Origin of the sequence: Xanthomonas sp. NCPPB 3569 (assembly GCF_041475645.2) — a bacterium.
Classification (GTDB): Bacteria; Pseudomonadota; Gammaproteobacteria; order Xanthomonadales; family Xanthomonadaceae; genus Xanthomonas; species Xanthomonas phaseoli.
This window is the reverse complement of sequence record NZ_CM192969.1, coordinates 440,726-453,824: the sequence shown is the minus strand read 5'-3', so window position 1 is coordinate 453,824 and position 13,099 is coordinate 440,726. Positions and strand designations below refer to the sequence as shown.

13 protein-coding genes are annotated in these 13,099 nt (G+C 67.6%); 10 read left to right on the top strand and 3 right to left on the bottom strand.

The annotated features are described in order from the left end of the window. The first annotated feature begins 268 nt into the window (after positions 1 to 268). From ACCQ03_RS01810 to ACCQ03_RS01775, 8 genes are all read left to right on the top strand, one after another. Positions 269 to 1,555: an allantoate amidohydrolase gene (locus tag ACCQ03_RS01810; RefSeq protein ID WP_244664152.1), complete on the top strand. Its 1,287-nt coding sequence runs from the start codon at positions 269 to 271 to the stop codon at positions 1,553 to 1,555. Beyond that, on the top strand, positions 1,545 to 2,801 hold the full coding sequence (locus ACCQ03_RS01805) for a pyridoxal-phosphate-dependent aminotransferase family protein (RefSeq protein ID WP_209227555.1): 1,257 nt from the start codon (positions 1,545 to 1,547) through the stop codon (positions 2,799 to 2,801). Before ACCQ03_RS01810 ends, ACCQ03_RS01805 begins: the two co-directional genes overlap by 11 nt. Beyond that, positions 2,798 to 3,688, top strand: coding sequence for an allantoinase PuuE (gene puuE, locus ACCQ03_RS01800; RefSeq protein WP_209227553.1), 891 nt, complete (start codon positions 2,798 to 2,800; stop codon positions 3,686 to 3,688). The genes ACCQ03_RS01805 and puuE overlap by 4 nt, the downstream gene beginning before the upstream one ends. After that, positions 3,685 to 4,080, top strand: coding sequence for an oxalurate catabolism protein HpxZ (gene hpxZ / locus ACCQ03_RS01795; protein ID WP_209227551.1), 396 nt, complete (start codon positions 3,685 to 3,687; stop codon positions 4,078 to 4,080). The genes puuE and hpxZ overlap by 4 nt, the downstream gene beginning before the upstream one ends. Then, positions 4,077 to 4,568, top strand: a complete 492-nt coding sequence (gene uraD, locus ACCQ03_RS01790) for a 2-oxo-4-hydroxy-4-carboxy-5-ureidoimidazoline decarboxylase (RefSeq protein WP_057677631.1) — start codon at positions 4,077 to 4,079, stop codon at positions 4,566 to 4,568. Before hpxZ ends, uraD begins: the two co-directional genes overlap by 4 nt. Then, positions 4,565 to 5,986 (top strand): FAD-dependent oxidoreductase, encoded by a 1,422-nt coding sequence (hpyO, locus tag ACCQ03_RS01785; protein ID WP_209227549.1) that lies wholly within the window; start codon positions 4,565 to 4,567, stop codon positions 5,984 to 5,986. The genes uraD and hpyO overlap by 4 nt, the downstream gene beginning before the upstream one ends. Beyond that, positions 5,956 to 6,315 carry a hydroxyisourate hydrolase gene (gene uraH / locus ACCQ03_RS01780; protein WP_081022932.1) on the top strand — a complete coding sequence of 120 codons (360 nt, stop codon included), beginning with the start codon at positions 5,956 to 5,958 and terminating at the stop codon, positions 6,313 to 6,315. Before hpyO ends, uraH begins: the two co-directional genes overlap by 31 nt. A gap of 169 nt (positions 6,316 to 6,484) precedes the next feature. Then, positions 6,485 to 6,958, top strand: coding sequence for a YehS family protein (locus ACCQ03_RS01775; RefSeq protein ID WP_003489391.1), 474 nt, complete (start codon positions 6,485 to 6,487; stop codon positions 6,956 to 6,958). A 181-nt stretch (positions 6,959 to 7,139) separates the two neighbouring features. Here ACCQ03_RS01775 and ACCQ03_RS01770 read toward each other — a convergent pair whose 3' ends face one another. Beyond that, positions 7,140 to 7,424: a hypothetical protein gene (locus tag ACCQ03_RS01770; protein WP_057658525.1), complete on the bottom strand. Its 285-nt coding sequence runs from the start codon at positions 7,422 to 7,424 to the stop codon at positions 7,140 to 7,142. A 231-nt stretch (positions 7,425 to 7,655) separates the two neighbouring features. Here ACCQ03_RS01770 and hrpB point away from each other — a divergent pair, with 231 nt between their 5' ends. Continuing rightward, positions 7,656 to 10,157 (top strand): ATP-dependent helicase HrpB, encoded by a 2,502-nt coding sequence (gene hrpB, locus ACCQ03_RS01765; protein ID WP_209227547.1) that lies wholly within the window; start codon positions 7,656 to 7,658, stop codon positions 10,155 to 10,157. Positions 10,158 to 10,620: 463 nt separating this feature from the next. Continuing rightward, the gene (locus ACCQ03_RS01760) at positions 10,621 to 11,052 is read left to right on the top strand and encodes a hypothetical protein (RefSeq protein WP_003489387.1); all 432 of its coding nucleotides are present in this window, start codon (positions 10,621 to 10,623) and stop codon (positions 11,050 to 11,052) included. Between the two features lie 328 nt (positions 11,053 to 11,380). Here the strand turns inward: ACCQ03_RS01760 and ACCQ03_RS01755 are convergent, their stop codons facing one another. Beyond that, the gene (locus tag ACCQ03_RS01755; RefSeq protein WP_057679472.1) at positions 11,381 to 11,953 is read right to left on the bottom strand and encodes a pseudouridine synthase; all 573 of its coding nucleotides are present in this window, start codon (positions 11,951 to 11,953) and stop codon (positions 11,381 to 11,383) included. Positions 11,954 to 12,044: 91 nt separating this feature from the next. Further along, positions 12,045 to 12,899 carry a class I SAM-dependent methyltransferase gene (locus ACCQ03_RS01750; RefSeq protein WP_039574085.1) on the bottom strand — a complete coding sequence of 285 codons (855 nt, stop codon included), beginning with the start codon at positions 12,897 to 12,899 and terminating at the stop codon, positions 12,045 to 12,047. Between the last annotated feature and the right edge of the window lie 200 nt (positions 12,900 to 13,099).

Below are 13,099 nucleotides of genomic sequence, written 5' to 3'. Positions count from 1 at the left end.
CTGCGTTGCTGACGACGGGTGCGGGCAAGACGTGACCTACGGGCCGCTGGCACGCGCACGCGTTCGCAGGATGCAGTCCTCGCAGGGGCATGCCTGCGCCGGCAGCCCCATGCCAGCGGGCCAAGCCCGCGTTGCATTTTTTGCAGCCCAAGCCCGCGAAAAAACTCTTTGATGGCGACAGGACTGCCTCCCTATAGTCGAGGCGCCACCTCTCCCACCTGCTCCCGGACTGCACTTGCGCCCTCCGCGAGCCCCCGTTGGTCCGTCGATGCCCGCTGCCCTGCCGTCCCGCCAAGTCGCTCCCGACCTCGCTGCTCCTGGCGGTGCGCGTGCGGTGGCACGCTGCGACGCGCTGGGCGTTGGGCCCTACAGCGACAGCGATACCGGGCTATTCCGCGGCTGGCTTGGTCCTGCCCACCGTGCCGCGGTGGAACAGGTAGGCACCTGGATGCAGGCGGCCGGCATGCAGGTGCGCATCGATCCCCTGGGCACATTGGTGGGCCGATACGCCGGCACGCAGCCAGACGCACCGGCGCTGCTGATCGGCAGCCACCTGGACAGCGTGCGCGATGCCGGGCGCTACGACGGCCCGCTCGGCATCCTGCTCGGCATCGAATGCGTCGCCGCGCTGCATGCGCAGGGACGCCGGCTGCCGTTTGCCATCGAGGTCATCGCCTTCGGCGACGAAGAAGGCTCGCGCTTTCCCGCGTCTATGTTCTGCAGCCGCGCGGTGGCCGGCACCCTCGACCCCACCGCGCTGGCGGTCACCGATGCCGCCGGCATCACGGTGGCCAGCGCGCTGGCCGCGTGGAACCTGGACATCGCCCACGTGCACCACGCCGCCCGCGCCCCGGGCAGCGTGCTGGCGTATCTGGAAACGCATATCGAACAAGGCCCGGTCTTGGAAGCGGAAGGAGTGCCGCTGGGCATCGTCAGCGCCATCGCCGCGCAACGACGCTTCGCCCTGCGCTTCGAAGGTCGCGCCGGACATGCCGGCACCACCAGCATGGCGCTGCGCCGCGACGCCTTGAGCGCCGCGGCCGAAGCGCTGCTGGCCATCGAACGGATCGCCCGCGCTGGCAGCAGCGACCTGGTCGCCACCGTCGGCAAGCTGCAGGTGGCGACCGGCGCCGCCAACGTGGTGCCGGGGCGTGTGGACTGCTCGATGGACGTACGTGCGGGCAGCGATGCAAGCCGCGACGCCGCCGTGCAGCAGATCCAACAGGCACTGGCGCAGATCGCCATCCACCGCGGCGTCGCCATCGCCATCGAGCCACTGCAGACGCTGGCCGCCAGCCCCTGCGCCCCGGCACTGATCACGCGCCTGGAACACGCGGTTGCCGCGCAAGGCATCGCACCGCGCCACCTGGTCTCCGGTGCGGGCCACGATGCCATGGTGATGGCAGCGCTGTGTCCCACGGCGATGCTGTTCGTGCGCTGCGCCGGCGGGATCAGCCATCATCCGGACGAACATGTCGATCCGGCCGATGCCGAGATCGCTTTGGCGGTCATGCGCCACTTTATCGACCACCTGGGAGATCCCCTTGTCACCTGATCTGCGTCAGCTGCACACCTTCGGCGAACTCGATCCTCCGCAGCGCCTGTTGATGGGCCCGGGCCCGGTCAATGCGCATCCGCGCGTGCTGCGTGCGATGGCGGCCGATCTGCTGGGGCAGTTCGATCCGGAAATGACCACCTACATGAACGAGGTGATGGCGCTCTATCGGCCGTTGTTCGGCACCGAGAATCGCTGGACGTTCCTGGTCGATGGCACCGCGCGCGCCGGTATCGAAGCGGCGCTGGTCTCGTTGGTCAGCCCGGGCGAGCGCGTGCTGGTGCTCAACTTCGGCCGCTTCGGCTTGTTGCTCACCGAAATCCTGGGCCGCCTCGGCGCCGAGGTGCACAGCGTGGATGCGCCGTGGGGCCAGGTGCTGCCGCTGGGCGCGATTGCCGAGGCCATCGAGCGCGTGGCACCCAAGCTGGTGGCCACCGTACACGGCGATACCTCCACCACCATGGCGCAGCCGCTCGATGGCGTCGGTGCGCTGTGCCGCGCAGCCGGCGCGCTGAGTTATGTGGACGCCACCGCCACCATCGGCGGCATGCCCATCGCCAGCGATCGCTGGGACGTGGATGTGGTCACCGGCGGTTTGCAGAAATGCCTGGGTGGGCCATCCGGCTCGGCACCCATCACCGTGTCCGAGCGCGCGGCCGCGGCCATCTTCGCGCGTCGCCATGTTGAACGCGGCATCGTGCGCGACGACATCGCCAACGGCAGCGGCCCGCGCATCGGCTCGAATTATTTCGACCTGGCGATGATCATGGATTACTGGTCGGACAAGCGCCTCAACCACCACACCGAAGCCACCACCATGCTGTACGGCGCACGCGAATGCGCACGCGTGGCCTTGCAGGAAGGCCTGGATGCGCGCTTCGCGCGCCATGCGGCGGCCGGGCGCGCGGTCAGCGCCGGCATCCGCGCGTTGGGGCTGGAGGTCTTTGGCGACGATGCGCATCGCATGACCAATGTCACCGGCGTGGTGATACCGCCCGGCATCGACAGCGAGGCGGTACGCCGGCGCATGCGCGAGGATTTCGAGATCGAGATCGGCACCGCGTTCGGGCCGCTGCAGGGAAAGATCTGGCGCATCGGCGCGATGGGTTACAACGCGATGAAGCACAAGGTGCTGATCACCCTGGCCGCACTGGAAGCGGTACTGCGCGCCGAAGGCTATGCCTGCACGCACGGCCTGGCGGTGGAAGCGGCACTGGCCGCCTGGCATGCGGAAGCGCAGGCATGAACGCTGCGCGCGACCTGCTCGGCTATGGGGCCAGCCCGCCTGCGGCGCACTGGCCCGGCGGCGCGCGCATCGCCGTGCAGTTCGTCATCAACTACGAAGAGGGCGCGGAGAACTGCGTGCTCAATGGCGATGCGGGTTCTGAGGCGTTTCTGTCGGACATGGTCGGCGCGCAAGCGCAACCCGGCGCCCGCGCCATGGCGATGGAAAGCCTGTACGAATACGGCAGCCGTGCCGGCTTCTGGCGGCTGCATCGGCTGTTCACCGCACGCAACGTGCCGGTGACCGTGTTCGGTGTGGCGCAGGCATTGGCATCCAATCCGGACGCGGTGGCCGCGATGCAGGCAGCCGACTGGGAAATCGCCAGCCACGGTCTGCGCTGGATCGATTATCAACACGTGGACGAGGCCACCGAGCGCGCGCATATCGCGCAGGCCATCGCCGTGCATACCCGCGTCACCGGCAGCCGCCCGCTGGGTTGGTATCAGGGGCGCACCAGCCCCAACACCGCCCGCCTGATCGCCGAAGAAGGCGGCTTTGTCTACGACGCCGACAGCTACGCCGACGACGTGCCGTACTACGACAGCCGCCACGGCCGCGCGCAGTTGATCGTGCCGTACACGCTGGATGCCAATGACATGAAATTCGTCGCCTACAACGGTTTTGCCGATGGCGAGCCGTTCTTCCGCTATCTGCGCGACAGCTTCGAGCAGTTGCGCAGCGAAGGCGGGCGCATGCTCTCGATCGGCCTGCACGGGCGCATCGTCGGCAAGCCGGCGCGTGCGGCAGCGCTCGCGCGCTTTGTCGATCATGTGCTGGCCAGCGGCGATGCCTGGATTGCGCGCCGCATCGATATTGCGCGCCATTGGCTGCAGGTGCATCCGGCATGAGCATCGCAAGCGCCGACACCGATCTGCCCGAGGTGATCGCGCAAGTGACGGCCGCCTTCCATGCCTATGAAGCAGCGCTGATGGGCGACGACATCGCTGCGATGGATGCGCTGTTCCATGCAGCGCCCAGCACCGTGCGTTATGGCGTGGGCGAAGTGTTGTACGGCATCGATGCGATCCGCGCATTTCGCAGCGGCCGCGGTGGCTCGCCGCAGCGCCGGCTGACGCATGTGCAGGTGCATGGTTTCGGCCACGATTTCGCCACCACCCACGCCGAATTCATTCGAGACGGCAGTACTGCACGCGGGCGGCAGAGCCAGAGCTGGGTGCGCTTTGCCGACGGCTGGAAAGTGGTGGCCGCGCATGTCTCGCTGCAAGGCACGCACGCATGAGCGTGGTCGACGACCCCGGGCTGGACGATGCCGCCTTCATGACGCGCTATCGCGACCTGTTCGAGCACTCGCCGTGGGTGATCGAACGTGCGCTGCGGCGACGGCCGTTCGCCGATGTGCACCGCGGCCTGATGCAGGTTGTTTACGACGCATCGCCGCAAGATCAGGTCGCACTGATCCGCGCCCACCCCGAGCTGGCCGGCAAGGCCACGCTCGACCGCACGCTCACTGCCGCATCGGCCGCAGAGCAGGCTTCGGCCGGGCTGGACCGGCTCGACGAAGACCAGTTCAAGCGCTTCCACGCGCTCAATCAGGCCTATCGCCACCGTTTCGGATTTCCATTCGTGATCTGTGTGCGGCTGCACGACACGGCCGGCATCCTGGCCACGCTGGAGCAGCGCCTGGACGCATCGCGCAACGCAGAGATCGCCACCGCCATTGCCGAAATCGGCAAGATCGTGCACCTGCGCCTGGAGGCACTGCCATGAGCCTGGCCCACCTCGAACGTACCCTCGCCCACGACCTGCAATGCCTGGCCCACGGCGGCGATGCCTGGGTGCAACCGCGTGTGCATCCGGGCGGGCATGTGTATGACGTGATCATCGTCGGCGCCGGGCAGAGCGGCCTGGGAGCGGCGTTCGCGCTGCAACGCGAGCGTGTGCACAACGTGCTGGTGATCGACGAAAACCCGGCCGGCCAGGAAGGCCCGTGGGTGACCTACGCACGCATGCAGACCTTGCGCACGCCCAAGCACATCACCTCGATCGATCTGGGCGTGCCATCGCTCACCTTCCGCGCGTGGTGGGAAGCGCAATACGGCAGCGCCGCATGGGACGCGCTGGACAAGATCCCGCGCGCGCGCTGGATGGATTATCTGCGCTGGTATCGCACAACGCTGCGCTTGCCGGTGCGCAACGCCACCCGCCTGGTCCGCGTAGAGCCGGACCTCGCACCGGGCATCCATCGCCTGCATCTGGCGATGGGCGCCCCTCTGCTCACACGCAAGCTGATCCTGGCCACCGGTATCCAGGGCGGCGGCCAGTGGGTGGTGCCCGAGTGGATCAGCCGCGCCCTGCCCGCGCATCGCTACGCGCATACCTCCGGCCACATCGATTTCGCTGCACTGGCCGGCAAGCGTGTGGGCATTCTGGGCGGCGGCGCCTCGGCCTTCGACAACGCCTGCTTTGCGCTCGAACAAGGCGTCGCCAGTGCCGAGGTGTTCGTGCGCCGCAGCGAGTTGCCGCGCATCAATCCGTTCCGGCACATGGAACAGGCCGGCATCATTCCGCATTTTCTGGCACTGCCGGATGCAGACAAGTATCGGATGATGGCCAGCTTCTTCGCGCACAACCAACCACCCACCAACGACACCTTCCAGCGCGCCTGTGCGCATGCCGGCTTCGCGCTGCACCTTGGCGCGCCGTGGCTGGACGTGGCCGAGCGCGACGGCGAGATCGTCGTGCGCACGCCGCAGCGCGAAAACCGCTTCGATTTCCTTGCCATCGCCACCGGCCTGGTCACCGATCCACGGCTACGTCCGGAACTGGCCGCGCTGTCCGGGCGCATCGCCTGCTGGGGCGACCGCTATCGGCCACCGCCTGGCCAGGCCAATCCGGTGCTGGACGCACATCCCTATCTGGGACCCGGGTTCGAACTGCTGCCACGCACGCCCGACGATGCCGCGCTGCTGCATGGGCTGTTCGCCTTCAACTATTCGGCGCTGATCAATCACGGCCCGTCGGCCGCGGCACTGTCCGGGCTGAAGGTGGCACTGCCGCGGCTGGCCCGCGCAGTGGCCGACCAGTTGTTCCTGGACGACCGCCAGGCCATCGTCGACCAGTACTTGGCCTACGACCAACCCGAATTCATTGGCCAATGGCCGCAGCGCACCCAGGCGGTGGCATGAGCACGCTGTCCACGCACGTGCTGGACACCGCCAGCGGCCGCCCCGCCGCCGGCGTGCCGCTGCGGCTGTTCGCTGGCGATACGCTGCGCTTCGAGGGCGTCACCAATCTCGACGGCCGCTGCCCGGACCTGGCCGCGCTCGCGCTGCAGCCCGGCCGCTACCGGCTGGAATTCGACCTGGCACGCTACTGGCAGGCCACCGGCATGGCGCTGGCCGACCCGCCGTTCCTGGACCGCATCCCGATTGCCTTCGGCATCGCCGACGACGGCCACTACCATGTGCCGCTGTTGCTCTCCCCGTACGGGTACTCCACCTACCGCGGCAGCTGAGCGCTGCGTCGTGCCGCAATGCAGGCCGTTTGGACCCTTCTGCACGATGGTCTGCGCTTCCATCGCACTGCCAGCGCGGGTGACCCGCTGCGCACCGTGTCAGACCGGTTTCACTCAAGCCCCGTAGAATGGCCCCTTTCCGGCGACAGGCCGGGGCACCGGAACGGTCATGATCCACAACGATGTACTGCGCAGCATCCGCTATATGCTCGACCTCAGCGACGACAAGGTGGTGGACATCACCCACCTGGCCGACCCCGAGTTCGCGCTCGACAAGCCGCAGGTACAGGCCTGGCTGAAGAAGGAAGACGAGCCGGGCTTTGAGCCCTGCACCGATGCGATGCTGGCGCGTTTTCTGGATGGCCTGGTGCTGCGCTTCCGCGGCCGCGACGAGAGCCAGCCGCCACGCCCGCTGGAAACCCGCGTCGGCAACAACCTGGTGTTGAAGAAGCTGCGCGTGGCCTTCGAACTGAAGGACGTCGACATGCACGCCATCTTCGCCAGCGCCGGTTTCCCGCTGTCCAAGCCGGAACTTTCCGCACTGTTTCGCCAACCCGGCCACAAGAATTTCCGCCCCTGCGGCGACCAGCTGCTGCGCGCCTTCCTCAAGGGCCTGACCGCCCGGATGCGCGAAGCGGGATGATCTTCAGCGCACGCGCTTGGCCGCTGGCGATTGTCCAGCGGATGGCCTTTGTCCGGCGCAAGAGCATTGTTGAGAACCGCACGCACGACCTAAATCACCACCACGGTACGAATGACCGTGCGCCATCCGTACCGTAGGCGTCAGATTACGCGTGACGGCGCCCAAAACGCAGCAGGTGCGATCAGCTGAAACGTCTGTTGCGGATCTGCTCGCGTTCTTGTTCGGTCATATCATCCATGTGGATGTAGTGGACGCCTTGTCCGCGCGGGGCACTGAGAAGCTGCGACTCGATGTCCTCCTGGTCGCCGTCGGGCGAGGAGATCAGACCCACGATGGTACCGTGCGGGGCAACCCGCCATAGCGCCACACGTTGGAAGACGCGCACTTGGTCGGTATCGGTCGCTTGGGGATAGGTAGCGTACCAACCATCGGCAGGCAGGTAGCGATAAGAACCGTAGTCGTTCATAGCGTCTCTGGATTGGCGGAGTGGCCTGCTGATTGTGGAAAGACCTTGACCGAAGTGGATACGGGGATTTCCGATTTAGCGCTGCGATTACGTATCTCGCACCCGATGTTTCGCTGCAGCGTGGAGCGTTTCGTGCGCTGTATGAGGGTGAGCCAGAACGCAGCGGGCTGCCGGCAGTGGCGCACAGGTCTCTGTCGCACTCTATGCAGCAGAAATGTATCCTTCCCGCGCATGACCGACCCCGCTTTTCCGATCTCCCCGCTGTTGCCGCAGATTGGCGACAGTCTCGCCGCACATCCGCGGCTGGTGCTGGAAGCGCCGCCCGGCGCCGGCAAGACCACCCAGGTGCCGTTGGCACTGCTGCACGCGCCATGGCTGGCCGGCCGCAAGATCGTGATGCTGGAGCCGCGCCGCGTGGCCGCCCGCAGCGCGGCGCTGTTCATGGCCCGCCAGCTCGGCGAGCCGGTCGGCGAGACGGTGGGCTACCGCATCCGCTTCGAGAACAAGACCTCCGCGCGTACCCGGATCGAAGTGGTCACCGAGGGCATCCTGACCCGGCTGATCCAGGACGACCCGATGCTGGAAAGCGTGGGCGCGCTGCTGTTCGACGAATTCCACGAACGGCACCTGGCCGGCGACCTGGGCCTGGCGCTGGCGCTGGATGTACAGGCCCAGGTACGCGAGGACCTGCGCATCGTGGCGATGTCGGCCACGCTGGATGGCGAACGCCTGGCCAGCTTTCTGGAAGCGCCGCGGCTGAGCAGTGCCGGGCGCAGTTTCCCGGTGGAGATTACGCACTTTCCGGCGCGCCGCGACGAAGCGCTGGAGCCGCAGACGCGGCGCGCGGTGGAGCACGCATTGTCCACGCATCCCGGCGACGTGCTGGTGTTCTTGCCCGGCCAGCGCGAGATTGCGCGCGTGCATAGCGCCCTGCAAGATGCGCTGGATCCGGCGGTGCACGTGCTGCCGCTGCACGGCGAGCTGTCGGTGGAGGCGCAAAGCCAGGTACTGCAGCCCGACCCGCAAGGCCGCCGCCGCGTGGTGCTGGCCACCAACGTGGCCGAATCTTCGGTCACCTTGCCCGGCGTGCGCGTGGTGATCGACAGCGGGCTGGCGCGCGAGCCGCATTACGACCCCAACAGCGGCTTTTCGCGGCTGGACGTGGCCACCATTGCGCAGGCCTCGGCCGACCAGCGCGCCGGGCGCGCCGGGCGCGTGGCCAGCGGCTGGGCCTACCGGCTGTGGCCGCAGTCGCAGCGGCTGGAACCGCAGCGCCGCGCCGAAATCACCCAGGTGGAACTGGCCGGCCTGGCACTGGAACTGGCCGCCTGGGGCAGCAGCGCGCTGCGCTTTGTCGATGCGCCGCCCAGTGGCGCGCTGGCGGCCGCGCACGAGCTGCTGCAGCGGCTGGGCGCGCTCACCGCAAGCGGCGGCGTCAGCGCACTCGGCAGGCGCATGCTCGCGCTGGGCACGCATCCACGCCTGGCGGCGATGCTGGCGCAGGCCGGCGATGCCTCGCGTGTGGCGCTGGCCTGCGACCTGGCCGCGCTGCTGGAAGCCCGCGATCCGCTGCGCCAGGGCGGCGATGGGCTGGCCGCGCGTTGGCGGGCGTTGGCGGCGTTTCGTCAGGGCCGCAACGCGGCCGACGCCAATCGCGGTGGCCTGGCGGCCATCGACAGCGCCGCCAAACAATGGCGACGTCGGCTGCGCTGCGACAGCGCCCCGCCCTCCAGCGTGGAGGCGCATGCACTCGGCGACCTGCTGTCGCATGCCTTCCCCGATCGCATCGCCGCCCGCCACCCCGCCGACCCGCTGCGCTACCTGCTCGCCAACGGCCGCAGCGCGCGCCTGTTCGAGCACAGCGATCTGCGCGGCGAACCGTGGCTGGTGGCCAGTGAGCTGCGCTACGAAGCCAAGGATGCGCTGTTGCTGCGCGCCGCGCCGGTGGACGAAGCCTACCTGCGTCGCAGCCTGCCCGAGCGCTTCGTGCAGCAGGACGTGGTGCAGTGGGACGCGGACAAGCGCGCCCTGGTCGCCCGCCGCCAATCCAGCTTCGACCGGATCGTGCTCGACAGCCGCCCGGCCGGCCGCGTCGACCCGGCACACGCGGCAGCCGCGCTCACCGACGCAGTGCGTCAACTCGGCCTGGACGCCCTGCCGTGGACCGACAATCTGCAGCAGTGGCGCGCCCGCGTGCAGTCGCTGCGGACATGGATGCCGGAGCTGGCGCTGCCCGATCTCTCCGATGCGGCGCTGCTGGAAACGCTGGACACCTGGCTACGCCCGGCCTTCGCCGGCAAGACCCGTCTGGACGCGCTGGATGAAGCCAGCCTGGGTGAAGCACTGAAGAGCGCGCTGCCCTGGGAGCGCCGCCAGTCGATCGACCGCCATGCGCCCACCCGCATCAACGTGCCCTCGGGCATGGAGCGACCGATCAGCTACGCCCTCGACCACGCCGGCCAACCGCTACCGCCAGTGCTGGCGGTCAAGCTGCAGGAACTGTTCGGCCTGGCCGAAACCCCACGCATCGCCGACGGCCGCATCCCGTTGACCTTGCACCTGCTGTCCCCGGGCGGGCGGCCGTTGCAGGTGACCCAGGACCTGAAGAGTTTCTGGGCCAATACGTATCCGGACGTCAAAAAAGAGATGAAGGGGCGGTATCCCAGGCATCCGTGGCCGGACGATCCTTGGACGGCTGCAGCGACCCACAGAGCAAAACCACGTGGCACCTGAAATGCACCGACCCGCGGCGGCGGTGACACAGACAGGCGTTCGCGATTTACTGCGGCGCAAGCCACTGCAGCAACCCGCCGAGCAAAGCCACGCGGCACCTGAAGCGCACGGACCCGCAGCGGCGGCGAAACAGACAGGCGCTCGAATTCACTGCGGCGCGGACCACTGCAGCAACCCGCCGGGCAAAACCACGTGGCACCTGAAACGCATCGACCCGCAGTGGCGGTGAAACAGACAGGCGCTCCAAATCCACTCCGGCGTGGACCGCTGCAGCAACCACCGAGCCAAACCATGCGACACCTGAGACGCACGGACCGGCGGCGGCGGTGAAGGAAACCGATGCTCGAATCTCCTGCGGCACGCTACCTAACCGTAAGCCAAACGGCACCCAGCCCCGCTAACGCCGCCTATACGCATCAGCGCACAGACTGCAGATCACGTACTCAGAAAGGAAACGCCTCCGATGAGCAAGCTGACTGTGATCACCGAACGCGCCCTGGAGCGTGCCCTGGAACTGGCTGGCACTGCGGGCGACCAGCTGCGTCATGCCGCGTCCAATGCGGGCGATCAGGCACGCAACGCTGGCAGCAGTCTGCGTCATTTCGGACCAAGCGCAAGCGAATGGCTGAAGACCGGCGCCGCACTCGGCGCAGTGCGCACCGGTGGCAAGGCCGCCAGCAAGCTGGTCAAGCGCAACCCGGCCGTGACGGTTGCCGCCGCGGTCGCAGGCCTGGGCCTGATCGGCTATGCGGTGTATCGCAAGCGCCAGCGGGACCAGCAGGTGCTGGGCGGCAACGTGCATCGCCTGGATCGCGAACATGCCAGCAATGCCAACGCACGCCGCGCGGCCTATCAGCGTCGCGGTGCGGTGACCCCGAGCGACGGCATCGAATAAGCCATCGCGCGAAGCTGACCTCGAACGCCACGGCCTTGTGCCGTGGCGTTTTTTGTTGGTGGCGTGCATGGCGGCGCGCAGCACAGTGCGCCGATGTCAGCGATCGATGGAGCCACGCCGTGTCGTCTAGATCAGGTAAAGGTGCAGCCATCAGCGCCACGAACAACGGTCGGCCATGCGTGGCTTGGATGAAGCGGGAGACAAGAACAGCGATCTCCCCGGTCACACGCTCCGCTCAGCGCGCCCGACGGCGATGCGCTCGTTTTGTCGGCGGCTACACGCCGTGGCGCCATGCCACGCGTGCCGCGCACCCCAGAGACGCAGCACCTCAGCGCCGGCCACGGCCCGGGCGCGCGCTGGCCGTCTCTTCAGCGCGCCACTGCCCAGGTGCAAGCGCGTCCAGCCGCCAGTGGCCGATGGCCACGCGTACCAGGCGCAAGGTCGGCAGGCCCACCGCTGCGGTCATGCGCCGTACCTGACGGTTGCGGCCTTCGGTGATCTGCAGCTCCAGCCAGGCATCGGGCACGGTCTTGCGCACCCGCACCGGAGGCTCGCGCGGCCACAGCTGCGGTGCCGGGTCGAGCATGCGCACCCGTGCCGGCCGAGTGAGGCCATCGTTGAGCACCACCCCGTCGCGCAACGCCTGCAGTTGTTCGGCGTGTGGCGTACCTTCCACCTGTACCCAGTACGTCTTGGGCTGCTTGTGGCGCGGGTCGGTCAGCCGATGCGCCAATGCACCGTCGTCGGTCAGCAACAGCAGGCCTTCGCTGTCATGGTCCAGACGGCCTGCGGCGTACACATCGGGCGGCAAGCCGAATTCGGCCAGCGTGCGCTTGGGCGGTTGCGAGCGGTCGCTGAATTGCGAGAGCACACCGTAGGGTTTGTTCAACAACACCAACATTGCCAATCCTGTTGCGCAAGGCGCTGCACCGACCCGATGACGTCCAACATCTGCATGCCGACGCGCAACGCGTCGGCATGCAGGTCGGGGGTCAGCGCTTGACGAACTTCAAGGTCATGCGGTCGCTCTCGCCGATGGCCTGGTACTTGGCATCGTCGGCCTTGTCATGACTATTGCTGGGCGGCAGCGTCCACACACCGCCCGGGTAATCCTTGGTGTCGCGCGGGTTGGCGTTGACCTCGCTCTTGCCCACCAGGGTGAAACCGGCGGCTTCGGCCATTGCAATCACCTGTGCCTGGCCGACGTAGCCGCTCTTGTCGTCGGCCGGCACATCGGCCTTGGCGCGATGTTCGACCACGCCGAGCACACCGCCGGGCTTGAGCACCTTGTAGAAGCCGGCGAACATCGCCTCGGCATTGCCGGCCATGCGCCAGTTGTGCACGTTGCGGAAGGTCAGCACCAGGTCGGCGGAGTTGTCCACGCCGAAGGACGGCGACTTGGGCACATACGACACGAGCGACGGCTTGCCATACACCTCAGGCTTGGCATGGAACTTCTTCTCCAGCTCATCGCGCGCACGCTGCGCGTACTCGCGGCTGCGGCCTTCCGGTGCAGATGCCGGGTCGACCACCGCGGCCACGTACTTGCCCTTTTCACGCAGGTACGGCGCCAGGATTTCCGAGTACCAGCCGCCGCCCGGCGTAATTTCAATGACGGTCTGAGTCGGCTTGATGCCGAAGAACGCCAGCGTCTGACCGGGGTGGCGATATTGATCGCGCTGCACGTACACGCGGTCGCGCCAGTTGCCATCGATGGCCGCCTGCAATGCGGCGTCGGGCGCCGGCAAGGTCGCGCTGTCGGCGGGCTTTATTGCCATCGCCAGCGGCGCGCTCATCGCCACCACCACTCCCATCACACATGCACAGGCCAGCTTGTTGCGGATCATCGCAGCACCCTCATCCGGGGAAAAAGTAGCGCGAGCCTAGCATGCGCTCCGGGACCTGCCATGTGCCCGCCGTGCATTCGCGCAAGGCCTGATGCGGCCTTCCCGTCGCCGACATGTTCAGATCCTGTGAGCTGCTGAGGACGATCGGCGGAACGCTGAATCCACGCAGATGTCACACGCAACATCGGTATGCGTGACTA